The organism is Vibrio sp. 10N.261.51.A3, assembly GCF_041471965.1.
In the GTDB taxonomy this organism is placed as follows: domain Bacteria; phylum Pseudomonadota; class Gammaproteobacteria; order Enterobacterales; family Vibrionaceae; genus Vibrio; species Vibrio crassostreae_C.
This window is the reverse complement of record NZ_JBFRPK010000044.1, coordinates 38,813-65,723: the sequence shown is the minus strand read 5'-3', so window position 1 is coordinate 65,723 and position 26,911 is coordinate 38,813. Positions and strand designations below refer to the sequence as shown.

At 44.9% G+C, this 26,911-nt stretch carries 23 protein-coding genes and 2 tRNA genes; 16 read left to right on the top strand and 9 right to left on the bottom strand.

What is annotated here, in order from left to right; genetic code table 11:
• Positions 1-3 precede the first annotated feature (3 nt).
• Entirely contained in the window at positions 4-1,008 is a 1,005-nt protein-coding gene (yejK, locus tag AB4371_RS11865; protein WP_017061190.1) for a nucleoid-associated protein YejK, read from the bottom strand.
• A gap of 84 nt (positions 1,009-1,092) precedes the next feature.
• On the opposite strand from yejK, the gene AB4371_RS11860 reads away from it, so the two are divergent.
• From AB4371_RS11860 to AB4371_RS11845, 4 genes are all read left to right on the top strand, one after another.
• Positions 1,093-1,320 carry a YejL family protein gene (locus AB4371_RS11860; protein WP_004734063.1) on the top strand — a complete coding sequence of 76 codons (228 nt, stop codon included), beginning with the start codon at positions 1,093-1,095 and terminating at the stop codon, positions 1,318-1,320.
• A 28-nt stretch (positions 1,321-1,348) separates the two neighbouring features.
• On the top strand, positions 1,349-3,157 hold the full coding sequence (locus tag AB4371_RS11855; protein ID WP_017063450.1) for a DUF3413 domain-containing protein: 1,809 nt from the start codon (positions 1,349-1,351) through the stop codon (positions 3,155-3,157).
• Positions 3,158-3,295: 138 nt separating this feature from the next.
• A tRNA-Ser gene (locus AB4371_RS11850) sits at positions 3,296-3,386 on the top strand.
• Positions 3,387-3,804: 418 nt separating this feature from the next.
• A tRNA-Ser gene (locus tag AB4371_RS11845) sits at positions 3,805-3,895 on the top strand.
• Positions 3,896-3,970: 75 nt separating this feature from the next.
• On the opposite strand, the gene AB4371_RS11840 is transcribed toward AB4371_RS11845, so the two are convergent.
• Both AB4371_RS11840 and AB4371_RS11835 read right to left on the bottom strand, forming a co-directional pair.
• Entirely contained in the window at positions 3,971-6,097 is a 2,127-nt protein-coding gene (locus tag AB4371_RS11840; RefSeq protein ID WP_108111419.1) for a methyl-accepting chemotaxis protein, read from the bottom strand.
• A 193-nt stretch (positions 6,098-6,290) separates the two neighbouring features.
• Positions 6,291-7,211: a histone deacetylase gene (locus tag AB4371_RS11835; RefSeq protein WP_108111418.1), complete on the bottom strand. Its 921-nt coding sequence runs from the start codon at positions 7,209-7,211 to the stop codon at positions 6,291-6,293.
• 110 nt (positions 7,212-7,321) lie between these two features.
• Between AB4371_RS11835 and AB4371_RS11830 the strand changes: the two genes are divergently transcribed.
• Genes AB4371_RS11830 through AB4371_RS11820 form a run of 3 tightly spaced genes read left to right on the top strand, consistent with a single transcriptional unit; the run spans position 7,322 to position 9,168 of the window.
• On the top strand, positions 7,322-7,447 hold the full coding sequence (locus AB4371_RS11830; protein WP_017063447.1) for a hypothetical protein: 126 nt from the start codon (positions 7,322-7,324) through the stop codon (positions 7,445-7,447).
• Between the two features lie 25 nt (positions 7,448-7,472).
• A complete protein-coding gene (locus AB4371_RS11825) occupies positions 7,473-8,159 on the top strand; it encodes an SDR family oxidoreductase (protein WP_108111417.1) in 687 nt (228 codons plus the stop codon).
• Positions 8,160-8,166: 7 nt separating this feature from the next.
• On the top strand, positions 8,167-9,168 hold the full coding sequence (locus AB4371_RS11820) for a DUF3080 domain-containing protein (protein WP_137001176.1): 1,002 nt from the start codon (positions 8,167-8,169) through the stop codon (positions 9,166-9,168).
• A gap of 18 nt (positions 9,169-9,186) precedes the next feature.
• Here AB4371_RS11820 and AB4371_RS11815 read toward each other — a convergent pair whose 3' ends face one another.
• The 3 genes from AB4371_RS11815 to AB4371_RS11805 form a co-directional block, all read right to left on the bottom strand.
• Positions 9,187-11,181 carry a DNA topoisomerase III gene (locus tag AB4371_RS11815; protein WP_137001177.1) on the bottom strand — a complete coding sequence of 665 codons (1,995 nt, stop codon included), beginning with the start codon at positions 11,179-11,181 and terminating at the stop codon, positions 9,187-9,189.
• A gap of 115 nt (positions 11,182-11,296) precedes the next feature.
• Positions 11,297-11,845, bottom strand: coding sequence for an NAD(P)H nitroreductase (locus AB4371_RS11810; protein ID WP_017059376.1), 549 nt, complete (start codon positions 11,843-11,845; stop codon positions 11,297-11,299).
• Positions 11,846-12,052: 207 nt separating this feature from the next.
• The gene (locus AB4371_RS11805; RefSeq protein WP_170967980.1) at positions 12,053-14,062 is read right to left on the bottom strand and encodes an NADPH-dependent 2,4-dienoyl-CoA reductase; all 2,010 of its coding nucleotides are present in this window, start codon (positions 14,060-14,062) and stop codon (positions 12,053-12,055) included.
• A gap of 279 nt (positions 14,063-14,341) precedes the next feature.
• Here AB4371_RS11805 and sppA point away from each other — a divergent pair, with 279 nt between their 5' ends.
• Both sppA and ansA read left to right on the top strand, forming a co-directional pair.
• Positions 14,342-16,192 (top strand): signal peptide peptidase SppA, encoded by a 1,851-nt coding sequence (sppA, locus tag AB4371_RS11800; RefSeq protein ID WP_029235699.1) that lies wholly within the window; start codon positions 14,342-14,344, stop codon positions 16,190-16,192.
• 118 nt (positions 16,193-16,310) lie between these two features.
• On the top strand, positions 16,311-17,327 hold the full coding sequence (ansA, locus tag AB4371_RS11795; RefSeq protein WP_017063439.1) for an asparaginase: 1,017 nt from the start codon (positions 16,311-16,313) through the stop codon (positions 17,325-17,327).
• A 143-nt stretch (positions 17,328-17,470) separates the two neighbouring features.
• On the opposite strand, the gene AB4371_RS11790 is transcribed toward ansA, so the two are convergent.
• Complete coding sequence (locus tag AB4371_RS11790) at positions 17,471-17,752, bottom strand: YeaC family protein (RefSeq protein WP_010437067.1); 282 nt, start codon at positions 17,750-17,752, stop codon at positions 17,471-17,473.
• Positions 17,753-17,865: 113 nt separating this feature from the next.
• Here AB4371_RS11790 and AB4371_RS11785 point away from each other — a divergent pair, with 113 nt between their 5' ends.
• Complete coding sequence (locus tag AB4371_RS11785) at positions 17,866-18,672, top strand: DUF2989 domain-containing protein (RefSeq protein ID WP_136979116.1); 807 nt, start codon at positions 17,866-17,868, stop codon at positions 18,670-18,672.
• A gap of 175 nt (positions 18,673-18,847) precedes the next feature.
• Here AB4371_RS11785 and msrB read toward each other — a convergent pair whose 3' ends face one another.
• Positions 18,848-19,285 (bottom strand): peptide-methionine (R)-S-oxide reductase MsrB, encoded by a 438-nt coding sequence (msrB, locus tag AB4371_RS11780; protein WP_080582205.1) that lies wholly within the window; start codon positions 19,283-19,285, stop codon positions 18,848-18,850.
• Positions 19,286-19,604: 319 nt separating this feature from the next.
• On the opposite strand from msrB, the gene gap reads away from it, so the two are divergent.
• The 6 genes from gap (at position 19,605) to AB4371_RS11750 (ending at position 26,321) form a co-directional block, all read left to right on the top strand.
• Complete coding sequence (gap, locus tag AB4371_RS11775; RefSeq protein WP_017059382.1) at positions 19,605-20,600, top strand: type I glyceraldehyde-3-phosphate dehydrogenase; 996 nt, start codon at positions 19,605-19,607, stop codon at positions 20,598-20,600.
• 242 nt (positions 20,601-20,842) lie between these two features.
• Complete coding sequence (locus AB4371_RS11770) at positions 20,843-21,727, top strand: D-hexose-6-phosphate mutarotase (protein ID WP_017070751.1); 885 nt, start codon at positions 20,843-20,845, stop codon at positions 21,725-21,727.
• A gap of 111 nt (positions 21,728-21,838) precedes the next feature.
• Complete coding sequence (gene rlmA, locus AB4371_RS11765) at positions 21,839-22,654, top strand: 23S rRNA (guanine(745)-N(1))-methyltransferase (protein WP_372133124.1); 816 nt, start codon at positions 21,839-21,841, stop codon at positions 22,652-22,654.
• Positions 22,655-22,729: 75 nt separating this feature from the next.
• Positions 22,730-23,683, top strand: a complete 954-nt coding sequence (locus AB4371_RS11760) for a ChaN family lipoprotein (protein WP_017059385.1) — start codon at positions 22,730-22,732, stop codon at positions 23,681-23,683.
• 275 nt (positions 23,684-23,958) lie between these two features.
• Positions 23,959-24,312, top strand: coding sequence for a hypothetical protein (locus AB4371_RS11755; protein WP_017070749.1), 354 nt, complete (start codon positions 23,959-23,961; stop codon positions 24,310-24,312).
• Between the two features lie 122 nt (positions 24,313-24,434).
• Positions 24,435-26,321 (top strand): BCCT family transporter, encoded by a 1,887-nt coding sequence (locus AB4371_RS11750; RefSeq protein ID WP_372149794.1) that lies wholly within the window; start codon positions 24,435-24,437, stop codon positions 26,319-26,321.
• A gap of 106 nt (positions 26,322-26,427) precedes the next feature.
• On the opposite strand, the gene AB4371_RS11745 is transcribed toward AB4371_RS11750, so the two are convergent.
• On the bottom strand, positions 26,428-26,865 hold the full coding sequence (locus tag AB4371_RS11745) for a YcgN family cysteine cluster protein (RefSeq protein ID WP_017059388.1): 438 nt from the start codon (positions 26,863-26,865) through the stop codon (positions 26,428-26,430).
• Positions 26,866-26,911: the final 46 nt, after the last annotated feature.

The following is a 26,911-nucleotide window of genomic DNA, read 5'->3' as shown; positions in this document are numbered from 1 at the left end:
GGACTATGACTTATTGCGAGTCAGTTGGTCACGTAAGTTCGGTGGAGTGCCTTTAATCGTTAGCGTGTCTGTCTCCGGATCGTAAAAGATACGTTCGCCTAGAAGCAGACTATCAAAACTAACATTCAAACCGCCACCAGCACCAACAAATTTTGTTAGTTTACGCATAGTTGCGCGATCGGCTGGGAAGCTGTCTTCTAACTCGTAGCCTTGCTCACTAGTATAGTCAAAGAAGCTTGTGCCATCTGTGCTTGCTGGCAACTCACCAGAAAGTTCACGAACTTGTACTTCATCGCCCGCTTTAAGCTGCTCGTTACAGTAATCCGCAACCTGCTTTTTGTAGCTGATCGCTTCTTCTTTCTCTAATTTAGAGTCAGAAACGAAGTCTTCTACCGCTTGCATCAGTACTTGGTTCTGCTGTTTCGCATCCAAACCGACTTCAGCTTGTAAGAAATCTAAGAAGAAATCCGCGACTTTACGGCCAACACGTCCTTTAATATAAGTTAAGTAACGGTTTGACTCTTTATCAGTCTCATAAGTAGAAAGGTCTAGGCGAGCCGCGATATCCATTTTTGAGATATCAAGGTAGTCAGTCGCACTAATATCAAGCCCTTCAGTTACCTTTAGGCTTTGGTTTGAAGGCAATAAACCAATGAAAAGGTAATCTGTTGCAAGTGACTGATATTCAGCCATTACCAAGATACCTTCGTCAGCGAATGGGTACTTTGATAGTTCGTCTTTTAGACGTTGCGCACTCTTTTGAGAAAAATCGTAAAAGTTTGTCTCACCAGCACGAAGTTGATGCAACCACTGCTGGAATTCGCTGTCAGATTTGAAAGAACCAAACCCTTTGCCTGCTTTTGAATTAAAAACACGGTGAAGTTCAGCAACTAGGCTTTCAGATGAAGCATCGTTTTCTAGAGATTCAGCACGATAGTTAACAATCAGCTCATCCTGATCGTTCTTGCTCAGCTGGTGTAAAATTACGTTGGAAAGGTGAAGGCTCATAGTGAAAATATTACCGTTCAGGTTTCAGTTGTCGTGCATAGTAGGTTATCATAAGCCGCTTTTACTATCATTATTAGAGTCCTTATGCCGATTATATCTAAATACACAGATGATCAAGTTGAAAAAATCCTAGCTGAAGTAGGTGCTGTACTAACTAAGCACAAAGCTTCGCCAGAACTTTCACTGATGATCGCTGGAAATATCGCAACCAATGTCTTAAATCAGAATGTTGCTGCTTCACAACGCAAAGGAATTGCTGAAAAATTTGCCGAGGCTTTAATTTCTTCTCTTGAAGATAAAAAGTCTCACTAAATTTGATTGACGGATAAAAGAATTATAAATGGTAGACAGCGCAAACTCATATAGCGATCGTGTATCTCGACTGGTTGGTTGGGGTCACTGGTTTGCATTTTTCAACATCATTGCTGCGATGTTGATTGGTACTCGTTATATTACTCAATCTGCTTGGCCAGAAACCTTGCTAGGCCAATTCTATTTGGCTGCATCGTGGGTTGGTCATTTTGGCTTTTTAGTGTTCGCGCTCTATCTATTAGTGCTGTTCCCGCTCACTTTTATTCTTCCGTCGAGGAAGTTATTACGTTTGGTTGCCGTTATCTTCGCGACCATAGGTTTAACTGTCCTTCTGATTGATACCCAAACGTATCAAAATATAAACCTCCACCTGACGCCTGTCGTGTGGGAGGTTTTATTCAGTGGAGAGGAATCTGCATTCACGTCTGATTTGCAGCACCTCTTCATTGTTATGCCATTTATCTTCTTACTACAGCTTGGTCTGTCTGAGTGGGTTTGGCGTAAGCAGCGTAAACTGTCTCATAAACACATTGGCCGTCCGATTACTGCCGTCTTCTTCTTGTGTTTCATCAGCAGCCACTTGACCTACATGTGGGCTGATGCGTACTTCTATAACCCAATTACTAGCCAGAAAGCGAACTTCCCACTGTCTTATCCAATGACAGCGAAAAGCTTTATGGAAAAACATGGCCTATTAGACCGTGAAGAGTACCTTGAGCGTTTAGAAGCGAACAAAGAGAACGTAAACCTAGTTAGCTACCCGCTAGAAAAAATTCAATACAACCGCCGCAGTGATGATCTTAATATCCTGATGGTGAGTGTGAACAACCTTCGCTCTGACGCTCTTAATGCGACAGCGATGCCAAACAGCTATGCCTACGCACAACAGTCGATCAACTTCACCAACCACTACAGTTCAAGTAACGATATGTTTGGTATTTTTGGCTTGTTCTACGGCCTACCGAGCAGCTACGCAAGCAGCATTGAAGCTCAGGGGTCAAGCGCAGTATTGCTCGATGTTTTAGAGAATCACGATTACAAGTTCGCTGCTTTCAGTGGCGACAACTTTAGTGATGCACTGTACTCGGATATCATCTTCCGAGGCCGTGATGTGATGCCAGAGCAAGCAACTTATGATGACCAGAGTGCCATAAAAGCTTGGTCTAACTGGATTCAATCACCGCAAGCTAAACGCCCTTGGTTTAACTTTATTGAATTAACCACACTGGATAACTTCGCCAGCTACGATTCAAGTTCAGAGTCGGACTCTACGCTAACGACAGCAGAGCGTTTTGCAGCAGACTATCAAAAGTCGGCGACAGCGGCCGATGCTCAGCTAGCAACTATCTACGCTGAACTGGAACGCTTAGAGCTTGCCGATAACACGGTGGTTATCATTACCTCTAACCACGGTACTGAGTTTAACGAAACCAAAACCAACAGCTGGGGTGCAAACTCCAACTACAGTCGTTATCAGTTACAAGTACCACTGTTTATCAGCTGGCCTGGCAAGTCTGCTTCTGAATACACCCACCGTTCTAGTCATCTAGACGTGTCAGTAACACTGATGCAAGAGCTATTGGGTGTATCTTCGAACCCAACAGATTTCAGTAGTGGTCGCAGCCTGTTTAATGAACGTAACAGAAAGTGGATTCTCGCGGGCGACTCTCGTGAACTTGCTCTTGTTACTGACCAGCAAACAACGGTGTTGGATAAATTTGGTAACTACAAATTGTACGACCAAAATTACAAGCGCCTGAAAAACGTAAGCCCTCGCTTACCTGTGTTGATGCAAGGCCTGACAGAGCTACAGCGTTTCTACACAAAAAATGACTAAATAATCAGCAAACAGCAAAGGGAAGCCAATGGCTTCCCTTTTTTATTGCCGTGAATGATTAGAAAACAAGCAACAAAACAAAATTATGAAAATTAAGGGTTTACAAGATCCTCCACCCCTTATATTATTCACGCCACTGGAGGGATGGCTGAGTGGTCGAAAGCACCGGTCTTGAAAACCGGCAACCGTTAATAGCGGTTCTAGGGTTCAAATCCCTATCCCTCCACCACTTTAAAGAAAGCCGCTGATAAATCAGCGGCTTTTTTGCATCTGAAGCTTTTTAAAATATAAAGCTCATCTAACAAAACTCTCTACAGTCCCAGTTTCAAACCCATTCACTTTATACCTAGTTTTAAATTCCGATCTCACCGTTCTAAACTAAAAGTTCATGCGCCTAAGCCACTCCCCTCATAACTTTACCTGCAAGCCAATTAGATACTTTCTTTTTTAATAGCACAGAAACACTTCACGTATAACAAAAGTTGGGAATACTTGGCTTATTGAATATTAGATTTTGTCGGCTTCTTAATAAACCGAACAATAAATAATCATTCAGAACAAAAACACCAAAAAGCGTTCATAAAAAAAGCAGTCAGTTAATAAGGGTATTTACAAGCGAAAGCCACCCTTATATTATACGCGCCACTGGAGGGATGGCTGAGTGGTCGAAAGCACCGGTCTTGAAAACCGGCAACCGTTAATAGCGGTTCTAGGGTTCAAATCCCTATCCCTCCACCACATTAAAGAAAGCCGCTGAGAAATCAGCGGCTTTTTTGTATCTGGCGTTTGCGTAAAGAACTTACGTATTTTCCACTACGCCACCTTTCGGCTCACTTCAAAACGCCCAATCAATTGGTCTAAACGGCTCAATGCATTGCCCATCAAGGACACTCGACGTGCGAGTTGCTTAGTAGACAGTTGTAAGTCAGATATTGAACGTTGGGCTTTATCTGCCGTTTGTCCATTTTTCTGACTGTTTTCATCTAAGTTAGACATCGTGGTAAAGAGGTCACTCACCGCTGATTGAATTTGCTCACTGCGAGCATTTGAGTCGACTGTTAAGTTTCCTTTACTCACATTCTCGACACCTCGCTCCATGGACTCAACAGCACTGCGAGACTTACTATGCAGCTCTTTCATTAGGTCACTAATATGGTTAGCAGCTTGTGAAGTTCGGTCAGCCAGAGTTCTTACTTCAGAAGCGACGACAGAGAACCCTCTCCCGTGTTCACCTGCTCTTGCCGACTCAATGGCCGCATTCAAGGCCAAAAGGTTAGTCTGCGCGGTAATGTCAGTAATGATATCTATAATGTCAGACACCTTAGTCATTTCATTATTCACCTCATTCACGCTATGCGCCGAGCTTTCTACGATATTGCGAACAATCTCCATGCCTTCGACGGACTGATTGTACTCCTTCTCTGCGCTCAGGACGGCTTGTTTCATCACCGTGTCCATTTGCGTTGCTGAGACACTCGCATGAGTAATTTCGCTCTGTTGATACTGACTCAACTGAAGCATATTGCTTAACGCTTGTGATGCATCATCACTGGTTTGCTTCATCACGACACTGCGACGAAACATCGATTCCGAAACCTCTCTAACTTCGTGACTCGCATGGATCAACTCACTCACCGTGTTATCTAAATTGTCGATAAAACTGTTAGTCCAGCGCCCTAAGTTGCCAAGTTCATTATGACTGAATGTGGTGGGATCAAGTCTCCGACTTAAGTTGCCATCACCTTCAGCTAAGGTCTGCATTACCCCGGTCATTTCATGGATCTTCTTCGCTAGTGGTTTGGCGCTAACTAAACGGAATAAGCCCAATGAAAGCAACGCGCAAGCGAACATAATGCCACTCTGCATAAAAGGTGTGAGTGTATAAAGGTTGGCAAACAGTAATGGAACAAATAGAGGCAGTAGCATGCAGCTGATAAAGTGCTTAGATAAGGTATAACTTAGACTTCGGTCTCTGTAGACCTCTTCTAAATCGGACTCACACATCATGCCAAAGGTATCTGGTGAACCATCCAATTGAAAAGTGATACCTTTGCCAATAACGGGTATGTGGCGATAGTCAGAATACCCCGGATAACCAATAAACAAGTTATTGCCATTTTTAATGGTTTCTCTTACGCCTGGGTGAAGCTGATTAGTGGCTGGGTCTGTAAAGCGAATCTCAAATTCGGTGTGGTGCTGGATCTTAACCGTTCCCCAATCAGTATGAATCCCTTGCTTTAAGTTCTCGCCGTGTGAAAAGGTATTATCTTCAAAGCGAGAACGAGAGAGCGCAACACCCGGCTGAGTATGAGGATCATGAATGGAGTCGACCATAAAGATATAGTTATCACCCGACTCGCTATAAATATGCCCCGCTTCTCTTTGAATAATGTCACCAATAACATCATTTGGAACACGACCACATAGGAATTGCGGCGCCCCTTCATCCCGAGAAAAGGGGACATAAAACATCAGCGTTACTTGGTCATGAAACGATGAACTCGAAGCCCCTACGTTCAACGTGCGCTGATCCATATACGGCCCATGCAGATAACGCTTTGAAGCCCCTTCAACTAAAGCCTTCTTGTCTCCAAGGTTAACCCCTACATGCTCATGATAACTCGATGCTTGTGCTATCCCCTTAGCATCGACGATCGCCAACTCAGAAAAATCCGTACTGCGTTTAAGAAGGCTAGATAACGTCCCCTGAGCTTGTTCTTCCGTGCGACTAGCTAAATAAACCGCAGAGTCTTCTAAAAAATCCCATTGATTCTTGACCCAATTATGAAGAAGTTGAACTCGCGTGTGAGCAATACTTTCAAAAGCTTGTTCAAGCTCTTCCGTCCTACTTCTATTGAGGAAACAAGCTCTGCGCATAGCCAGTTTTCCTGTTGCGCCAAACCAATTAAGCCAACTACGTTCCTTGTCCGTCAGGTTCATTTTTATCCCTTGTGTTTTTATAGACACATGGGTAAAGCAATTTACAGACCACAATTAATCACACAAATACGTAACTAATTAATAAAAAAGCACTTTATATGAATCAAAATGGTGCAACCGTGTCTTTTATGGTGCAGGATGCGCTTATTTCACACCATCATTTCAATGAGCTATCAGGCGCTAATTTGAGAGGTTAACCGTAAACATGATAAGCCGCTTTTAACAGCTGCATGTGAATCGGCACCAGATCTTGGTGTTTAGTGCGGTACCCGCCACCGACTACGCAAGCCATCGGAATAGACTCTGATTTCGCTAATTCAATCATGAAACAGTCGCGCTCAAATATCCCTTGTGTCGAGACATTCAAATAACCCAGTTCATCGTCTTGATGAATATCTATCCCCGCATCATAAATAATCAGATCAGGTTGATGGTGAGCAATCGCTAACTTAGTGACTTGTTCAAAACAACGTAGGAACTCTTCATCTTCTGTTTCACGACTTAATGGCACATCTAAATCGGATAGCGGCTTTCGTGCAGGGAAGTTTTTATCGCAGTGGAACGACAGAGTAATGATGTCGTCGTTGTCTTGGCAAAGAGTTGCTGTGCCATCACCATGATGAACGTCGCTATCAACGATCAGCACTTTATCGATATGTTCAAAGGTCAGCGCATGTTTTGCCGCTAACACCAGATCGTTCAACAAACAAAAGCCGCTACCAAAATCATGGTGTGCGTGATGATAACCACCACTCAAATGAATCGCTAAACCACTCTCTATTGCCATTTCAGCGGCCAAGCAGGTTCCACCACTTGAGTAGAGTGTTCTCTCAATAAGTTGTTCACTCCAGGGGAAACCGATACGTCTCATCTTTGCTGCGGGCAAATTACCAGAAACAAGCAAATCCACATACTCACTATCGTGAACCTGTTTTACCTGTTCAACCGAAACCGGCGTTGGTTGGAAGATTTCAAACTGACGCTTCCATAGAGGATCACGATCCATTAACGCCTCAACAGCACTGTGTAACAACTGATATTTGTTAATCGGGTAACGGTGACCTTCTGGTAAAGGTAACTGCGAATAGATTGGGTGGTAAATTAAAGGAATCATAATCAGGTTAATTGCGTATCTTTCTCAAAATCATAACAGTCTCAGCCTAGGCGACAACCTTAATTAATGATAATAGTTATCATTAACTTGATTTTCAAAAAGAGACAACAATGAAAAACGTAATACTCATCTTTGGGGTGATCTGTGGCTCAGCGGCAGCAGTAATGATTTTTGTAGGAATGCTAATGGCCAGTTGGTGGAGCGTTGATTTTCTCGTGTTAAGCCATCAAACTTAACTAATTGAACTGAAAAGGAATCACCATGAGCGTTATTTTTATTACTGGAGCGAACCGCGGCATTGGCTTAAGCCTGACTCGACAATACTTGGAAAGTAATCACAAGGTGTACGCGACTTATCGTGATGACAATTCAGCAAAAGAACTGCTCTCACTCGCAGACCACAATAGCAACCTGACCTGCATTCAATTAGAGATAACTGATTACCAAGCGGTGAGCCACCTCACTTCGCAAATAGAGTCGATTGATATCTTGATCAACAACGCTGGCTACTATGGTCCTAAAGGTTATGGTCTGGGTAATACTGATGTCGAAGAGTGGCGCCGTGTATTCGAAGTCAACACCATTGCCCCACTAAAGCTTGTTGAGACTCTATTACCTCTTATAGAAAGTAGTGACGTCAAAAAGATCGCCTGCCTGTCTTCCAGAGTCGGTAGCATGTCCGAGAACACATCAGGCGGAGGCTACATCTATCGTTCATCTAAAGCCGCTCTAAACTCCGTTGTGAAGAGCCTAAGTAACGACTTAACCGATAACGGCGTTACGGTGTTAGCTCTGCATCCTGGTTGGGTACAGACCGAAATGGGCGGCCCTAATGCTTTGATCGACACCGACACCTCAGCTTCTGGTCTTATAAAAGTCATCGAGTCCGCGAATACCGAAGTAAGTGGTCACTTCTTCAATTTCGATGGCAGCAAAATAGACTGGTAACCCGCAGATGAATTATAGCCCTCTCTCAAACCTAGTTAAGCACTCAACACTGTTTTGTCTGACGGTGATGCTAGCTGGCTGTTTTAGTGATGGCCCTGGTGACTTATTCGACGACTACCAAACCAAGATAGCCAGAGTACAAGATGCTGACGAGATAAAAGAGGAATGGGAATTTGAAAGCCTACCGAGAAAACGAGAACTGCTGCTTGACGTGCCCTCGCTTTCTATCGGTCTCATCGACAGTTACCAGCTTCGTCAGTGTGGATTGTTCAATCTGATTGCAGAAAGAAATTCGGTTCTTGGGAAAGTCGCGGATGAGTTTCGTAATTACGATTATCAAGTCGCCCTACTTGCAGGTGTCGGGAGATGCTTATCCGGTAGCGAATTAGACCCTGAGGTCGTAGAGCTACTGAAAGAAATCGAGCAGCAGAAGCTCGCACAGTTTCCGCGGCACCAGTGGAATCTAATCTATGCCAGCGATGCGATGCAGTCACAAATGCGGGGTAGTCAGTGGTTACACGCTGATATCGGCGATCAGGTACGACAAACCAGTGATGCCTTACAACATATCAATCAAGCGTTAAACGTTCCGCTCGTTTCGGGAAAGACTACTGAGGTTCAAGAAGTATTAGAGAAGAGCTCTACGCTCGGGGATTTATACTACTCGCTCACGCGAGCTTCAGCCGAGCTTGATACCATCACCAAACAGCTGACAACTTTTGATGACAATATCATCTGTGGTAAACAACGAGACACGACCAAGTTTCGTTATCTCAACAATGTGTTCGAGCAACAATACATAGGTAAGGTTCAGCCTTACATGGCGCAACTGGATGGCTACTATCAGCACATAGCCCCGCAACTAGGAATGTTTGACGCGCAACCTGAACTGCACAGTTATTACTTTCCCATCCAAGATGCACATCAAGCTTTTCGATCATCCACTCGTCGCCATGTTGACTATTGGCAGCAACTGTTTAAACGTTGTGGGCGTAAAGTCGGTCGTTAATCCTAACCTCAATAAGTCTTAGCTTTTGGTGCTCTTTTTAGCGGAAGTACCTTTCTTAGCATACGAACCTGTCTTGGCATAAGACTTCTTTGCACCACCGCCTTTACGACGTTTAAACGCTGGTCTTTCGACTTTAGGAAGGTGGCGAAGTGATTCAGGAACTACTCCCGTTTTTACCTTGCCCATCAAACCATCAATTTTGCTTTCCAGCGCTTGCATAAAAGGTTGATACGCTTGATTGCGTTCTGCCATGCCTTGCAACTGGTGCTCCCAGTGCGCTGTCATGTCTGGAAAGGTAGAATCCTCAGGTAAGGCATGAATCAAGCCTCTGCCCGCAGGGCTACTGTGAATACTCTTACCTTGGCGCGTTAGCAGCTGCCTTTTGAATAAAGTATCGAGAATACCCGCACGGGTGGCTTCTGTGCCAAGGCCATCGGTCTCTTTCAAAATGGCTTTAAGGTCTTTGTTCGCAACAAAACGCGCGATACCTGTCATCGCTTGAAGCAATGTAGCTTCCGTGAAGTGCTTTGGTGGTTCGGTTTTCTTATCGCCAATCACGCCTTCACGACACGTCAACACGGTACCTTTATCCAATGGAGGAACCGTATCCGTGCCATCACCTTTCTCTTCGGTATCTGTTTTGCCCATCAACACCTTCCAACCCGGGTTGATAAGCTGACGCCCTTTTGCGATGAACACACCACCAGCAATATCAAAGACCAGCTTAGCATCAGCAAAAACCGCAGGTGGGTAAAACTGCATTAGATACTGGCGAGCGATTTGCTGATAGATCTTCATCTCATTAGCAGACAAACCATTCACCGATGATTTCTTCGGAGTAGGAATAATCGCGTGGTGAGCATCAACCTTGCTGTCGTTCCATGCTTTTGATTTAAGTGAAAGATCCGCGCCTTGAGCACCACTTTGCAGCTCTTTGGCATTGTTAGCGATAGCATCCACGACCGACTCTCTTTGTGAGTAGTGATCTTTAGGTAGATAGCGACTGTCAGAACGTGGGTAAGTGATGAGTTTATGTTTCTCGTACAATGACTGACACGTATCTAACACCTGTTGAGCACTCATACCAAAACGCTTAGACGCATCAATCTGCAAAGCTGACAGCGAGTAAGGCAGTGGCGCAGCTTGTTTACTTTGCTTTTGCTCTGATTCCGTCACCGTCGCGGGTTGATTCGCAATTCGGTTAGCCACATTCTCAACCAGCTTTCGATTGAGCACGCGCCCTTCTTCATCTTGCCATGGTTTACATGCTTCGCTTGGCTTCCAACGCGCACGAATATCAAAGCTCTGGCCGTGATTTTGATAAGGGATCAAAGCGTGCAAAGTGAAGTAATCTTTCGGAATAAAGTTTTCGATCTCTTCATCGCGCCTTACCACCAAACCAAGTACAGGCGTTTGTACTCGCCCGACCGACAACACACCTTGGTAGCCAGCCTTTTGACCGAGTAAGGTATAAGCACGAGTCATGTTCATGCCATACAGCCAATCGGCTCTAGAGCGCGCTAATGCGGAAATAGAAAGCGGAATAAAGTCACGGTTGCTGCGCATTTGAGAAAGTGCACGTTTTACGGCAGGTAAGTTCAAGTCGCTGATCAGTAGCCTGTCCATCGACTCTTTCTTAGCCTTAGAGACTTTGCAGTAATCAATCACTTCATCAACCAGCAACTGCCCTTCTCTATCCGGGTCTCCGGCGTGAACAATTTGAGTGGCGTCCTTCAATAGCTTTCGGATCACCGTGAGCTGTTTGCTTGACGTCTTACGAGGTCTTAGTTGCCATTGCTCTGGCAGAATAGGAAGATCGGCTAAATTCCACTTCTTATAACGATCATCATAAGCATCTGGCTCAACCTGCTCCAATAAATGTCCAATACACCAAGTCACCACATCTCCATTACCACATTTGATAAACCCTTGGTCTTTCTTCTGTGGATTCGGTAGTGCGGCGGCGATAGCGCGGCCGAGGCTTGGTTTTTCAGCAATAATAAGGCGAGACATGTTTTTCCAGATGCTACAAACAATTAGAGCCACATTATCTAATGTGGCTCTAATAAATCAAGAAAAACTGGTTGTTTATACAGTTAGCATTCCACTATTCAAGCTTCAGCTTTCTTTATAAAAACTCAACGAACTTAGAGAAGTCGCGCTCTGGCACTTTCATTGGTGTACAGCCTGGAGTGCCTAGGTATAGGAAGCCAACAATTTCATCGTCGCCTTCTAGGCCAAATGCTTGGTGTACTTCTGGGTGGAACATCCATTTACCTGAGCGCCAAAAGCCTTGGAAACCTTGTGCGACTGCGGCCATTTGCATCGCCTGTGCAGCACAACCCGCAGACAGATGTTGTTCGATAGCAGGCACTTTCTCGTGCTCAGTTACTTTGGCAATCACAGTAATCACCATCGGAGCTCGGAACGGCGCTTTTTTTACTTTCTCGATAACCGCTTCTTCGCTGTCATCCGCTTCAGCGGCGCGCACCAAGATGTCTGAAAGCTTTTGTAGGCCTGAACCTTGCGCGATAACAAAGCGCCATGGTGTTAGTGCACCGTGGTCTGGAGCACGCAGCCCTGCTTTGATGATGTTTTCTAACGCCACACCTTCAGGTGCCGGATCAGAGAGTTTTGCGATTGAGCGTCTGTTGAGCAATAGATCCAAAGCATCCATTTGAAGTCCTTACTATTTCTTTATTATTTGTATACTTGAACTTTAGCACAGAATACAAACGATAATAAATCTCAACGGCTGTCCATTTAGGCTAGATTAGAAACAATAAAGGCTCCTAAATCTATGACTTAGGAGCCTTGTTCAAAATCTAACTCAGCAAATTAAGTAACAATATCTACTGATAAGATTACAGTTTGATAGCTGATTCTATAACTTAATCGCTAGCTCAACACCTTGACGAATTGCGCGTACTGCATCCAATTCACCCGCGTAATCGGCGCCGCCTATCACATGCAGTTTACCACCAAACTCTTGCCACATGTCTTCGAATGGACGAACTGACACCTGACCTGCACATACGATAACCGAGTCAGCATCCAGCACCTGCTCTTTCTTACCAACGCTGATATGCAGACCTTGGTCATCAATCTTGTTGTAGCTTACACCGCCCAGTAGATTCACACCTCGTTTCTCTAGCGTGCGTTTGTGAATCCAGCCCGTTGTTTTGCCCGGACCTTTACCAACGCGCCCCGCTTTACGCTGCATCACCCAAACCGTTTTGTCGCTGAATGAATCCGGGTAAGGATACAAACCACCTGGGTGTTCCATGTTCTTATCGATGCCCCACTCATGCAGCCAATCATCTAGGCTGTGTGACGCCGGCTCGGTGAGCATGGTTGCCACATCGACACCGATACCACCAGCACCAACAATCGCGACCTTTTCGCCTACTGGTGTCTTTTCGCGAATCAAGGTTTGGTAATCGACCACGTTTTCTTGGTCAATGCCCTCAATATCGAGCTTTCTTGGCTCTACGCCAGCAGCCATCACCACTTCATCGTACTTCAACAACATCTCAAACGTTGCTTCCGTATCCAGTTTCAGATTCACGCCGGATGCATCGATTTGGTTAGCAAAATAACGAATCGTTTCTCTGAACTCTTCTTTGCCCGGTATCTGCATTGCTAATCTAAACTGGCCGCCGATACGGTCATTTTTCTCAATCAAGTCAACCTTGTGTCCACGCTGGGCTAGTGTCGTCGCACAAGCTAAACCGGCTGGGCCTGCGCCAACAACCGCAATGGTCTTAGTCGCTTGCGCTGGCTGAACAACAATTTCAGTCTCGTAACAAGCGCGTGGGTTCACCAAACAGCTCGCACGTTTACCTTTAAACACGTTATCAAGGCAAGCTTGGTTACAACCGATACAGGTATTGATGAACTGAGCTTGGTCTTGAGCTGCTTTATTAACAAAATCCGGGTCTGCCAAGAATGGACGCGCCATAGACACCATATCAGCCTGCCCAGAGCTAAGAATACGTTCGGCCTCTTCTGGCGTATTAATTCGGTTACATGTCACCACTGGGATCGACACGTATGGTTTCACTTTTTCCGTCACCCAAGAGAATGCACCACGTGGTACTTGTGTCGCGATAGTCGGAACACGCGCTTCATGCCAACCGATGCCGGTATTGATAATAGTCACGCCTGCTTCTTCCAGCTTTTGAGCCAATAGAACAACATCTTCAAAGGTGCTGCCTTGCTCAACCAAATCCAGCATCGACAGTCGGAAAATAATAATGAAGTCGTCACCCACTGCTTCGCGAATCGATTTAACAATCTCCAGCGGGAAACGCATGCGCTTCTCATAAGAACCGCCCCATTCGTCGTAACGCATATTGGTACGTTTACAGATGAATTGGTTAATCAAGTAACCTTCAGATCCCATAATCTCAATGCCGTCGTAACCCGCGACTTGGGCGAGTTCGGCACTGTTGGCAAAGGCACCAATGGTCTTTTTAATCTGACGAGGGCTCATCTCACTTGGAGCGAACTTAGCGATAGGCGCTTTAATGCCAGACGCACTTTGCGCAAATGGGTGCATCGCATAACGACCTGCATGCAACAATTGAAGCGCAATTTTACCGCCGTGCTTGTGGACGGCTTCGGTAACAACTTGGTGCGCTTTAGCGTGCTTTACTTTACTGAATTCAGCACTGAATGGGGTTAATCTGCCACGTAAATTAGGAGAGAAACCACCAGTAACAATAAGGCCAACGCCTCCTTTTGCTCGCTCTTCATAAAACGCGGCGAGTTTGTGGAGACCTTCTTTATTTTCTTCTAAACCTGTATGCATTGATCCCATCAATACACGGTTACGTAACTGGGTAAATCCAAGATCGAGTGGTTCAAGTAAATGTGGGTACATGGCAGACATCACTTCTATTATTTTATCCTTGTGGTCTGACCACAGTATAGTTCAATCACCAAAAGTTCAAACAACCGTTTACATTTTTGTAACACCGATCATAATGCTGCACGTATTAATCGTTCAGAAGCCCTTAATTTGACTACACTTAATGAGAATATATATCGATTAACAATTCTTGGTGTAGTTTGAGCTTGGGAATTATCGTAGGATACTAAGCAGTTCATATTATTGAGATTAATGGTACTACGGCTTGTTAAAGCGACGTGATCTCACTGCGGAGACAGAATGAAAAAAATATTCAAATTTATAGGCATGTTCTTTAAAGGGATTTGGAAGCTCATTACGTTTGTACGTCTTGCGCTGGTTAACCTAGTCTTTTTACTCAGTATCGCCATCATCTACTTTGTGTACTTCCATTCAGATACGGCTCAACCGACGGTTCCTCAGGATTCGGCTTTAGTGCTTAATCTGTCTGGCCCTATTGTGGAACAAAGCCGCTATATCAATCCGATGGATTCGGTCACAGGTTCACTACTTGGCAAAGACCTTCCAAAAGAGAACATCCTGTTTGATATCGTTGAAACGATTCGCTACGCAAAAGACGATGACAAGGTTACTGGTATCGTTTTAGCTCTCAAAGAGCTGCCAGAAACCAACCTGACCAAGCTACGCTACATTGCTAAAGCATTGAATGAGTTCAAAGCAACAGGCAAACCGATTTATGCGGTGGGTGACTTTTACAACCAAAGCCAATACTATCTAGCCAGCTACGCAACTAAGGTCTTCCTATCACCAGATGGTGGGGTTCTTCTTAAAGGCTATAGCGCTTACTCGCTTTACTACAAAACGTTGTTAGAGAAACTAGACGTAAACACGCACGTGTTCCGTGTGGGCACTTATAAGTCAGCTATTGAGCCTTTCATTCGTGATGACATGTCAGACGCAGCGAAAGAGTCCGCTTCTCGTTGGTTAAGCCAACTATGGGGTGCGTACGTTGATGACGTCAGCAACAACCGTCAAATAGACGCTAAGACACTGAACCCAAGCATGGACACCTTCTTGAAAGAACTTGAGTCTGTGGACGGTGACATTGCAAAACTGGCCGAGAAACTTGGCTTAGTGGATGAGCTAGCGACACGCCAGCAAGTTCGACTAGAGCTTGCCGATGTTTTCGGCAGTGACGGCCAAGACAGCTACAACGCGTTTGGTTACTACGAATACCGTACAACCATGCTTCCAAACATGACTAGTGAATCACACGACGTTGCCGTGATTGTAGCGAGCGGCGCAATTATGGATGGCAAGCAACCACGTGGCACCGTTGGCGGCGATACCACAGCAGCCCTACTGCGCCAAGCACGTAACGACGATAAAGTGAAAGCGGTTGTACTTCGTGTCGATAGCCCAGGTGGCAGTGCCTTTGCTTCTGAAGTTATCCGTAATGAAATAGAAGCGATCAAGCAAGCGGGTAAACCGGTTGTTGTGTCGATGTCGAGCCTTGCTGCTTCGGGTGGTTACTGGATCTCGATGGGTGCGGATAAGATCCTAGCTCAGCCAACCACACTAACGGGTTCAATTGGTATCTTCAGTGTTATCACCACCTTCGAAAAAGGGTTGAACGATATTGGTGTTTACACTGATGGCGTTGGCACCTCACCTTTCTCAGGTCTTGGTATTACAACTGGACTTAGCGATGGCGCGAAAGACGCGTTCCAAATGGGCATTGAAAACGGATACCGCCGATTCATCAGCCTAGTTGGAGAAAATCGCGGTCTGGAAGTCGATGCTGTCGACAAGATTGCTCAAGGTCGAGTTTGGACAGGTCAAGATGCGATTCAGAAAGGCTTAGTCGATGAGATTGGTGATTTCGATGATGCGGTTGCAGCTGCGGCTTCACTTGCAGAGCTTGAAAGCTACAACATCTACTGGGTAGAAGAGCCACTTTCGGCCACTGAACAATTTATTCAAGAATTTATGAACCAAGTTCAGATGTCGATAGGCCTAGATATTCAATCGATGATACCAAGCAGTTTACAGCCTGTTACTCAGCAGTTAGCTCAAGATAGCCAGCTGTTAGGCAGCTTTAACGACCCACAAGGCCGATACGCTTTCTGCTTAAATTGCCAAGTTCAATAAGTTGAGCCAATAACTCAATGACTAAGGGGTACCTCTGTGTGAGGTGCCTCTTTTTATTGCATGATAATTCGCTATAATCGCCCCCCTGTTCCCTACATCACACTAAGTATTAATCGCCATGGAAAGAAAACACATCTATATCGCGTACACCGGCGGCACAATTGGCATGCAGAAGTCTATTGACCACGGCTATGTTCCAGTCGCAGGTTTCATGGATAAGCAGCTAGCTGGCATGCCTGAATTCCATCGCCCAGAGATGCCTAAGTACACCATTCACGAATACTCTCCATTAATGGACTCTTCAGATATGACGCCACTTGATTGGCAGACTATCGCTGATGACATCCGCGCGAACTACGATAAGTACGATGGTTTCGTTATCCTGCATGGCACAGACACTATGGCTTACACTGCCTCTGCACTGTCTTTCATGCTTGAAAACCTCGGCAAACCTGTGATTGTTACGGGCTCTCAGATCCCACTAGCAGAGCTTCGTTCAGACGGACAAGCAAACCTGCTGAATGCGCTACACATTGCCGCAAACTACCCTATCAACGAAGTGACACTGTTCTTCAACAACAAGTTGATGCGTGGTAACCGCAGCACAAAATCACACGCAGATGGCTTCAATGCGTTTACGTCTCCAAACCTGAATCCATTGCTAGAAGCGGGTATCAATATCCAACTTAGCAATAACGTAAAGGTAAACGAACAACCTAAAGGTGCTTTCAAGGTTCATAACATTACTCCGCAACCTATCGGCGTAATCACAATGTACCCAGGCATCTCACACGAAGTTATCCGTAACACGCTATTACAACCTGTTAACGCGATGATTCTGCTTACTTTCGGTGTGGGTAACGCACCACAAAACCCAGAACTGCTTCAGCACCTGAAAGATGCCTCAGAGCGCGGTGTTATTGTGGTGAACCTAACTCAATGTTTGGCTGGTAAAGTCAACATGGGTGGTTACGCGACAGGTTGTGCACTAGCAGAAGCGGGCGTGGTGAGTGGTTACGATATGACACCAGAAGCGGCACTGGCGAAGTTGCATTATCTATTAAGCCAAAACCTAGGCTACGAAGAAGTGAAGGCTCAGATGCAACAAGTATTGCGCGGTGAGATGAGCTTATAACCTGTTCAAGGATTCACGTTAAAGCCAGTTATTCTATGAAAGTAACGGCGGCTTAACGTGAACTAAATCGTTTTATTGCTTATAAATAAACGAGTTAAACTAAAAGGGGTGGCACATTGCCACCCCTTTGTTGTAATTTAAGCTTAATGATTCGGGTTAACCCTAACAATGTCTTCTTGATCTGACTTAAACTGTTTCTTTAGTTCAGACTTAGATTTAAAGCTAATCTCACCACCAGCTGCAATTGTCATATGTTGAGCTTCAGAGTTATGTTTAGATTGGTATAACATAACCGCTTGCATACACGAGTCGCGCTGTTCTTTTGAGAGCGCCGTACCTTCTGGCCATTTACCCGTTTCAACTGCGTAGGTTAAACGTTCGTAGACCTCGGGTGTCATTGCGCTAAGAAGTTGTTCTGCATCCATGGTAAAGCCTTAGTTTTAACAATTTTCACCAGAAAATAACCCGTAACAGAATTGAGTCAAGAACCTGACCAATAATAAGTGCATCTGATCACAAGTGAAGGAATATGAAAATTATGAAATGGTTGGCGATTAGCCTATTGCCTTTCACTCTGGTTGGGTGTCTTGAAGGGAACAAAAATACCGATCAACTGTGCCAAAGCAATCCGGGTCTTCAGTGTGAACAATTGAACATGAACGATGGGCAATGTCGTGTCGCACGTACCGACCTCATCTGGCATCGATTTGAAGTTCAGAAGCAACCCACCGAAATCAACAAAATTAAAGAATTCGAATTAGTCACTGCCTACAAAAAGTGCCTAGAGCTCGCGGCACAGATCGAAACGATCGATCAATCTAAGCTGCAAGAGCGTCGCTTTACCTCTTTAATGCACAGTATCGAAGAGTCTGAGCGCATTGTTGATGAGCTATCGAAATCTGATACACCGGAAACGCTTTACTTCTTGTGGTCGCAAACTGGGGACACCAATGCCAGACGCAGTTTCCTACAACTAGAAGGCTCTGAAGCGTTAAACACAGCTGAGATGCAATATGCCTTGGCAACCTTCTATACCACCCGCAATCATATAAAGACACTTAAGCTACTCAATAATGCGCTAACGCTTTCTAATGGCTCGGTAGCCAACACTGAAATCTTCAAGTCGATGGCCAGTATCAACCACAGCCTGGGACATATGGAAAAAGCGTACGCTTGGGCAATGGTTGCCAAAGACTTTGACGTGCCGATTGCTTCTGAAGCCGAGCTCACGGTGTTGTACCATTTCGACAAGGCAACCTATAAGAAGCTAAATAAAGACGCAGATAACATCGTCGAAGCGATTGAGGATGGAATTTACAGCCCTTCAATCGTCCCGAGTTACTGATCGCTTCATTTATAGTGTTCTTACTTAAGCTTCTTATTCACCTGCTTTCAAATAAAAACAGCTACCTTTTTGGTAGCTGTTTTTATTTGTACTAGAGTTAAATCTGAAATCTTGGGCGTTTCAGCATTCCTAAATCGACAAATGCGACCTGTAAGGATTAGACAATAGTTACAAGTTATTTCGTACTTTCGTCATTTTTGTTGAAAATTAACGACACTGAATTAACACAGAACCGTTCACCTGTGGTCTTCGGGCCATCTGGAAAAACGTGACCTAAATGGCTATCACAGGCGGTACAACGGATCTCTACACGCTTCATTCCGTGACTTAGATCTTCTATATAGCGTACTGCTTCATCATTCACTGGGGCATCAAAGCTTGGCCAACCACACCCAGAGTCATATTTGTTATCCGACAGAAACAAAGGGCTTTCACAGCATGTGCAGCTATAGACGCCAGTCTTATGGTTGTGCAGTAACTTGCCGCTATATGGGGCTTCAGTACCACGCTCACGACACACTGAAAATTCGTCGTCCGTTAGGCGCTCACGCCAGTATTCATCAGGCTTTATCATATTTCCTCCCTTTTGAATCACGTTAATATCTCTCCACATTCTCAGTTATTATATTTACTTTTTTCTATAAAGGCTTGCATATGAGTCGTTTTGTAGCACATACTTTCTCACCAGGAAACATTGTACATATACACTCATAAGTGAATCATCATTTAGGGGTATTTTACCCAACTGGAAGGGTACAGAGCCACTTGCAATGGTCAATTTTCAATCACTTACACCCAATTGTTAAGAAAAGCGTCGCTTTTTTTTGACATTAAACAAGTTAAGTCGGATTATCTATTGCAGATGTATACTGGATTCTGTAATTTTACTACCAGTTATCTTTAATCAGAAATTAAGTTGTGGAGCAACTACAATGACTATCAAAGTAGGTATTAACGGTTTTGGCCGTATCGGCCGTTTCGTATTCCGCGCAGCTCAAGAGCGTGCAGACATCGAAGTAGTAGGTATTAACGATCTAATCGACGTAGAGTACATGGCATACATGCTTAAGTACGACTCAACTCACGGCCGTTTCAACGGTACTGTTGAAGTTGAAGGCGGTAACCTAATCGTTAACGGTAAAACTGTACGTGTTACAGCTGAGCGTAACCCAGAAGACCTTAAGTGGGATGCTATCGACGTAGACGTAGTTGCTGAAGCAACTGGTCTTTTCCTAACTGACGAGACTGCACGTAAGCACATCACTGCTGGCGCTAAGAAAGTAGTTCTTACTGGTCCTTCTAAAGATGCAACTCCAATGTTCGTAATGGGCGTTAACCAAGCATCTTACGCTGGTCAAGACATCGTTTCTAACGCTTCTTGTACTACTAACTGTCTTGCACCTATCGCTAAAGTACTTAACGATAAGTGGGGCATTGAGTCTGGTCTTATGACTACAGTTCACGCTACTACAGCAACTCAAAAAACTGTAGATGGCCCTTCTGCTAAAGACTGGCGCGGTGGCCGTGGTGCTTCTCAAAACATCATCCCATCTTCAACTGGTGCTGCTAAAGCTGTAGGCGTTGTTCTTCCAGAACTAAACGGCCTTCTAACTGGTATGGCTTTCCGTGTACCAACTGCTAACGTATCTGTAGTTGACCTAACAGTTAACCTAAAAGAAGCTGCATCTTACGAAGAAATTTGTGCTGCAATGAAAGAAGCTTCTGAAGGCGAAATGGCTGGCGTTCTTGGTTACACTGAAGACCAAGTAGTATCACAAGATTTCATCGGTGAAGTTCAAACTTCAGTATTCGATGCTAAAGCTGGTGTTGCTCTAACTGACAAATTCGTTAAAGTTGTATCTTGGTACGACAACGAAATCGGTTACTCAAACAAAGTTCTAGACCTAATCGCTCACATCTCTAAGTAATTTCTTTTTAGAAATCGCTTTAGATAAGCATTAGCGAAGACTGTTTTGAGCAGACTTTGAAAAAGGCGACCTTAGTGTCGCCTTTTTAATGCCTGCTATCTTTTAAACCGCGTCTGTCTAAGCTCATCAAGATAGCCCAAACGCAAAATTCAATTCTAATACTGACTCTGCTTGTTACTCATGAAAACACAAGCATCACTCTAGTCAGCATTTGAATTCAATTTCCTTAGAAGGATCATGTAATGGATTTATCTACTCTACCTGCACTGGCGGTACTTTCTGACAACGTCACTATCGTTGAACACGAAGGTGTAAAACTGGTTCGCGTTATCCACGATAAAGCAAACGCAGCGATTTCACTGTTTGGCGGCCATGTGGTGTCATTCCAACCGCAAGGTCAAGAAGACCTAATTTGGATGAGCCAACAAGCTAAGTTCGATGGTAAAACGGCTCTGCGTGGTGGTATTCCAGTATGTTGGCCTTGGTTTGGTCGCATTGCAGCACCAGCACATGGTTTTGCCCGTTCAAGTGAATGGCAATTGGTTGAACACCGTGAAAGCGAAGCTGGCGTGATTGTTAGCTTAGGTCTGAAGCCAAGCGAAGAGACGCTAGCAGTATGGCCTCATCAGTTTGATGCTCGCTTGAATGTTGAGATCGGCGAACAACTAAAAGTAACGCTGGACGTGAAGAACACTGATTCTCAGCCATGGACTTTCTCTGGTGCACTACACACTTACCTAAACGTTGGCGATATCCACAACACAACCACCACTGGTATGGGTGCTGAGTACATTGATAGCCTGCAAGGTGGCAAGATCTGCCAAGGTGGATCTGAACTGGTACTGACCGACACGATTGACCGCGTTTACACGCAACCAGAAGCGCAAATCTTTGTTGCTGACAAGAAGCTGGATCGCACGCTAACAGTTGAAAACCACGGTCATAACTCTGCAGTACTGTGGAACCCGTGGGCAGAAGGCGCTGCAAGTATGGGCGACATGCAAGACGACGGTTACCTAACCATGCTATGTGTTGAATCAACACTGCACGCACCAAGCCTAGAAGCCGGTAAAACGCTCCGGCCGGGTGAAAACCACCAACTGATCACTGTGATTAGTGCCCAATAACCGTATAAATACAGTTATAAAAAACGATTTTTGAGCGGCTTTATGTCGCTCTTTTACTTTTTGGTTTTAGCTCGTTACACTTGCGCTGTCTATTCTCCTTTAGAGGTCTCCATGACTTACCAATGCCCTTTGTGTCACCAACCTTTATCTCAAAACGATCGTACGTTTAAGTGTGAAAAGAACCATCAGTTCGACCTAGCGAAAGAAGGCTACGTCAATTTGATGCCTGCGCACCACAAACGCTCAAAAGATCCAGGTGACAACAAAGAGATGATGCAGGCACGTCGTCGCTTCCTTGAAGGTAACCACTATGACCCAATGCGCCAAGCGGTGGTGACGTTGTGTTCTCGCTATCTACCAGAAGAGACGCCTAGCCTATTGGATATTGGTTGTGGCGAAGGTTATTACACCAACGAAATTGCTGTGAATCTTCAAGAAAAGAAAGGGGCTACTTTTGGCCTAGACATTTCTAAGATTGCTATCAAATACGCCGCTAAACGCTACCCTACTGTCGACTTCTCAGTTGCATCAAGCCATCGCCTACCCTTTGCTGAAAACAGCTTAGACGGAATTCTACGCATTTACGCGCCTTGCAAGGCTGAAGAGTTACAACGCACCATCAAAGATAATGGTGTGGTGATCACCGTGACACCAGCTAGCCGACACCTGTATCAACTGCGTGATGCAATTTATGATGGCGTTCGCTTGCACGACGAAGATCCAGAAGTGATCGAAGGTTTTACGCTTGAGCATCAAGAGCAACTAAACTATATGATGGAACTATCGGGGTCAGATGCATTCGACCTGCTACAGATGACGCCGTTTGCTTGGAAGGCGAGTGAAGAGTTTAAACTACAACTCACCGAGGCAGAGCAATTCAACTGTGAAGCTGACTTTATGCTGCGAGTGTACCGCAAACAAATTTAATTGATATTGATTATCGTTTGCATTGAAATCTTATCTTGCCTCCTTTAGTATGCGTGTTCTTCAAGGAGGCATTTCATGCAACGTATTATTCTTATCGGATTAGCTACTCTTCTCACGGCTTGTGCTAGTCAACCTGCAAAAGACACTTCTCAAAAAGTGGCTCAAACGGAATCCGTTTCCACATTCTATGACTACCAGTTCGCTTCTCCACAAGGCGAAACACTTTCTCTCGATGCATTACCCGAGCAGCTGATTGACGCTGATGTGGTTCTAATTGGCGAATGGCACACGCATTCTGCCATTCACCGCTTCCAAACCGACTTCTTAAAAGCGCGCCGCAACGCAACATCAAACATTGCGCTTTCAATGGAACAGTTCACTCGAGAGCACCAAGCCACACTTGACCAATACTTAAACGGCGAAATTGGCGAACAAATTCTCATGTCTCAAGCGGCAGCTTGGCCAAATTACGAAAGTGATTACCGCGCGTTAGTTGAGTTCGCAAAAGCCAACGACGTCGATGTTATTGCGGCAAATGCACCAAAGCCATTCGTGCAGTGTATTGGCCGTAAAGGATTGCCTTACCTAGACCAATTATCGACCGAGCAACGCCAATGGATTGCTGCCGAAGTGGATACTGGCGATAGCCCTTACAAAGAAAAGTTCATGGCTTCTATGCATCACGGTACGCCAGAGCAAACAGAAAAGCAGTTTGCCGCTCAGGTTACCTGGGACGAAACCATGGCTGAGTCGATTGTGGATTACCTAGCATCAAACCCTGATAAACAAGTGATTCACGTGGCTGGCAAGTTCCACACCGAGGGTGGTTTAGGGACGGCGGCATCAATTCTACGTCGTAACCCTGATTTAAAAATCGCCATCATCAGCCCGGTTGAAGCGATCTCATCGGATAGCGGTGATTATCAGCTTGAAGTGCTTTCGCCGCCGGCTCGCTTTGTAAAGAAAGAGAACCGAATGAAGGCATACAAGCATCTGTCAAAACGTAGCGCTAGCCTAGAGTGTGAGTAGGATCTGTTGATCCACTCTTCTAAGCTAAAGAGTCGATGGGCTAATCCTAGATAATTAGCCCATCGTCACAACTTGATCACGTTCCCGTCATTCATCCTAACTCTATCTAAAATCAAACATTCTTATCGGCACAAGACTTGCTTAGTAAATAGACGATTTAACCAAGCAGACGAAAATGTAATGTGCGAATAAAAAACATCACTATCGATGATTAATTGCACAAGTTTTTCACACCTCTGCCGATACTATATTTAAGGATAGGTAAGGAGAGCTATATGACGCCAGTAGGAACGAGTAATACTCAGCTGTATTCGCCTTCGCAGATGAACGCTAAGAGTTCAGCTAACGAAGCTGAAAAGCCTACACCGCTTAAGGTTGAGCAAAATACGGTTAAGCTTTCTGATGAAGGCAAAGCACTCTTATCTGCCCTAAAAGAAATTGATAAAGAAGCGAAGAAAGTCGAAGCAGAAAACGCGACAGTTACCGATAAAGTTGAGTCATTCGCTCATGGTGCCTTGGGTATGGATCACCCAGATAAGATTGAAGAAGAAGATGATGGTTCTTATTCAGCGGGGCAATACCTGTCCGCAGCGGCAACCGTAGGCGGTATTCTTCTCGCACTCATTTAGCCTTGCCAACCTATCGCATTCTCTAGAATAAAAGCGATTTATCGTTACGACAATAGACCCGATTAGGTCTAAAAAACGAGTTCATTCCATAATTCCGCTCTCATTTTAATGGAATAATACTCGTGAAAAACACTTTTGAGCTTATCGATAAGCCAACCTTTTTTGGTGCTATAGCACTCCTACTCACGATAGTTTTCCCGCTCATTTTGTTCCCTGCACAGGGCGCAGACTGGATTGCGGTTGCGAAAACATTCATGACTGATCAACTCGGATTCCTGTATCTTGCTCTAGGTCTCGCAGCCTGTGCATTTATGTTGTACGTAGTATTCAGTGATATGGGACAAATTAAACTGGGCGAAGCTGATGAAGAGCCTGAGTTTAAAACTGCATCATGGGCTGCCATGCTATTTTGTGGCGGTATCGGTGCAAGTATCTTGTATTGGGGCTGTATTGAGTGGGCTTACTACTACCAATCACCGCCTTTCCAACTAGAACCTGGCAGTGAAGAAGCAGTACGCTGGGCTGCGACCTACGGCCTATTCCACTGGGGACCAATCGCATGGTCTATCTACCTAATCCCGGCAATTCCTATCGCTTACTTCTTCTACGTACGTAAACAACCTGTTCTAAAGATTTCAAGCGCATTAATGCCTGTTCTTGGTGAACACCGTAGTAAAGGCGTACCAGGAAAGATCGTTGATATCCTATTCATTTTCGGTCTATTAGGCGGCGCTGCAACAACATTAGGTTTAGCCGCTCCTCTGATCACTGAAGGTCTAAATCACCTATTTGGTCTACCTAAAAATAACCTAACGCAAGTGATGGTGCTTTTAGTGTGTACTGCGATTTTTGCTTACTCATCTTATGCTGGATTGGAAAAAGGCATCAAGATCCTAAGTAACATCAACTTCTGGGGTGCGATGGGTCTACTGGCTTTCGTTCTGATCGCGGGTCCAACAATCTTCATGTTAGAAACAGGCTTAGACTCAATTGGTCGTCTACTGTCTAACTTCTTCGTGATGGCAACGTGGGCTGAACCATTTGGTGGTTACGGTACATTCGAAAACACTCACTTCCCACAAGACTGGACGATTTTCTACTGGGCATGGTGGCTAGTATTTGCACCGAGTATGGGTCTGTTTGTTGCGCGTATCTCTCGCGGCAGAACCATCAAACAAATGGTGTCAGGGTCGATCTTCTTTGGTTCTCTAGGTTGTTTCCTGTTCTTCATGATCTTAGGTAACTACGGCCTATCACTGCAGCTTTCTGGTGAGCTAGATGTCGTTGCCATTTTGAATGCGGAAGGCGCAACCAAAGCTATCTTCTCGATGCTTGCACAATTGCCAATGAGCACGCTGGTTATCGCTGTATTTACAATGCTGTGTATCATTTTCACGGCAACAACATTTGACTCTATCTCATACATCCTAGCGTCTGTTGTACAAAATAACGTGACCGAAGAGCCAATGCGCTGGAACCGTATGTTCTGGGCATTTACTCTGTCGTTCTTACCAACGATTCTAATGTTCTTAGGCGGTCTAAGTACGCTACAAACGGCGGCGATTGTTGGTGGCTTACCACTGCTTGCTATCTCTGTGATGCTGATGATTTCAGCGGTTCGTGCGACTAACCTCGACCTACGCCATCAAGATGCGTATATCGAGCCAACGATCAACATCGAAGAACTGCCAGACATGGACCCTTGGTCTGCTGAAGGTATGGCGTTGGCTCAGTTTGAGAAAGAAAGAGATGCAGCACAAGAAGCCGCAGAACTTGAGCGTGTTGCTTACACAGAACTTGCCGCAGTGAAGAAAGAAATTCGCGCTTATGTGTTAGAACAAGGTTCACAAATGGAAACTCACGAGTTACCAGAGAACCTACAACAAGCACTTGAGCAGGCCGAGAGTAATCTTAGTGCCGCACAAGCGAAAAAGATCGAGTTATCTGAGCAAGCTCAGAATGCTCGTATCACGTTCAATCAGGTGGTTGCAGACTTACCGCTTGCTTGACATTAGCCATGACACAGTCCATTGATTTGGACCCTCCTAAATACGACAAAGGCTCACAGAAATGTGAGCCTTTTTTTTATTCGGGTGATTGACTAGTCTTCGTTAACTAGCGGTTCGGGTGGTTCAAAATGTGATCTTCCCAATCGACAACATCGATTTCGTATACCACTTTGTTACGAACGCTTTCACCTGCTGCATGCATCTCTGTTTTTGATCCGGTGATCAACGGGTGCCATTCAGGAATCGGCTTAGATTCTGATAAAAGGCGGTAAGCACAAGTGTCTGGTAGCCAGTGAAACTCATCGATCTTGTCACGAGTCAGCTTCAAACACTCTTCACCTGAAGTGAAGCGGTTCGGGTAATCTTTACACGAACATGTTTTGTCGTTTAACCAGCTACACGCCACATTGGTGTAGTAAACTTCATCGCTATCTTCATCCATTAGTTTATGTAGGCAGCACTTACCACAACCGTCGCAAAGTGATTCCCACTCATTCTCGGTCATCTGTTCTAGTGTCTTTTCTTGCCAAAATGGATTCGTCATAGGATTACTTCTTACTCTTTTACTGGGGTGCGTGTTATACCGCTAG

Excerpts from the sequence above, each read along its gene's own strand:
- yejK (WP_017061190.1), bottom strand. The coding sequence starts at position 1,008 with ATGAGCCTTCACCTTTCCAACGTAATTTTACACCAGCTGAGCAAGAAC.
- AB4371_RS11860 (WP_004734063.1), top strand. The coding sequence starts at position 1,093 with ATGCCGATTATATCTAAATACACAGATGATCAAGTTGAAAAAATCCTA.
- AB4371_RS11855 (WP_017063450.1), top strand. The coding sequence starts at position 1,349 with ATGGTAGACAGCGCAAACTCATATAGCGATCGTGTATCTCGACTGGTT.
- AB4371_RS11840 (WP_108111419.1), bottom strand. The coding sequence starts at position 6,097 with ATGAACCTGACGGACAAGGAACGTAGTTGGCTTAATTGGTTTGGCGCA.
- AB4371_RS11835 (WP_108111418.1), bottom strand. The coding sequence starts at position 7,211 with ATGATTCCTTTAATTTACCACCCAATCTATTCGCAGTTACCTTTACCA.
- AB4371_RS11830 (WP_017063447.1), top strand. The coding sequence starts at position 7,322 with ATGAAAAACGTAATACTCATCTTTGGGGTGATCTGTGGCTCAGCGGCA.
- AB4371_RS11825 (WP_108111417.1), top strand. The coding sequence starts at position 7,473 with ATGAGCGTTATTTTTATTACTGGAGCGAACCGCGGCATTGGCTTAAGC.
- AB4371_RS11820 (WP_137001176.1), top strand. The coding sequence starts at position 8,167 with ATGAATTATAGCCCTCTCTCAAACCTAGTTAAGCACTCAACACTGTTT.
- AB4371_RS11815 (WP_137001177.1), bottom strand. The coding sequence starts at position 11,181 with ATGTCTCGCCTTATTATTGCTGAAAAACCAAGCCTCGGCCGCGCTATC.
- AB4371_RS11810 (WP_017059376.1), bottom strand. The coding sequence starts at position 11,845 with ATGGATGCTTTGGATCTATTGCTCAACAGACGCTCAATCGCAAAACTC.
- AB4371_RS11805 (WP_170967980.1), bottom strand. The coding sequence starts at position 14,062 with ATGTCTGCCATGTACCCACATTTACTTGAACCACTCGATCTTGGATTT.
- sppA (WP_029235699.1), top strand. The coding sequence starts at position 14,342 with ATGAAAAAAATATTCAAATTTATAGGCATGTTCTTTAAAGGGATTTGG.
- ansA (WP_017063439.1), top strand. The coding sequence starts at position 16,311 with ATGGAAAGAAAACACATCTATATCGCGTACACCGGCGGCACAATTGGC.
- AB4371_RS11790 (WP_010437067.1), bottom strand. The coding sequence starts at position 17,752 with ATGGATGCAGAACAACTTCTTAGCGCAATGACACCCGAGGTCTACGAA.
- AB4371_RS11785 (WP_136979116.1), top strand. The coding sequence starts at position 17,866 with ATGAAATGGTTGGCGATTAGCCTATTGCCTTTCACTCTGGTTGGGTGT.
- msrB (WP_080582205.1), bottom strand. The coding sequence starts at position 19,285 with ATGTGGAGAGATATTAACGTGATTCAAAAGGGAGGAAATATGATAAAG.
- gap (WP_017059382.1), top strand. The coding sequence starts at position 19,605 with ATGACTATCAAAGTAGGTATTAACGGTTTTGGCCGTATCGGCCGTTTC.
- AB4371_RS11770 (WP_017070751.1), top strand. The coding sequence starts at position 20,843 with ATGGATTTATCTACTCTACCTGCACTGGCGGTACTTTCTGACAACGTC.
- rlmA (WP_372133124.1), top strand. The coding sequence starts at position 21,839 with ATGACTTACCAATGCCCTTTGTGTCACCAACCTTTATCTCAAAACGAT.
- AB4371_RS11760 (WP_017059385.1), top strand. The coding sequence starts at position 22,730 with ATGCAACGTATTATTCTTATCGGATTAGCTACTCTTCTCACGGCTTGT.
- AB4371_RS11755 (WP_017070749.1), top strand. The coding sequence starts at position 23,959 with ATGACGCCAGTAGGAACGAGTAATACTCAGCTGTATTCGCCTTCGCAG.
- AB4371_RS11745 (WP_017059388.1), bottom strand. The coding sequence starts at position 26,865 with ATGACGAATCCATTTTGGCAAGAAAAGACACTAGAACAGATGACCGAG.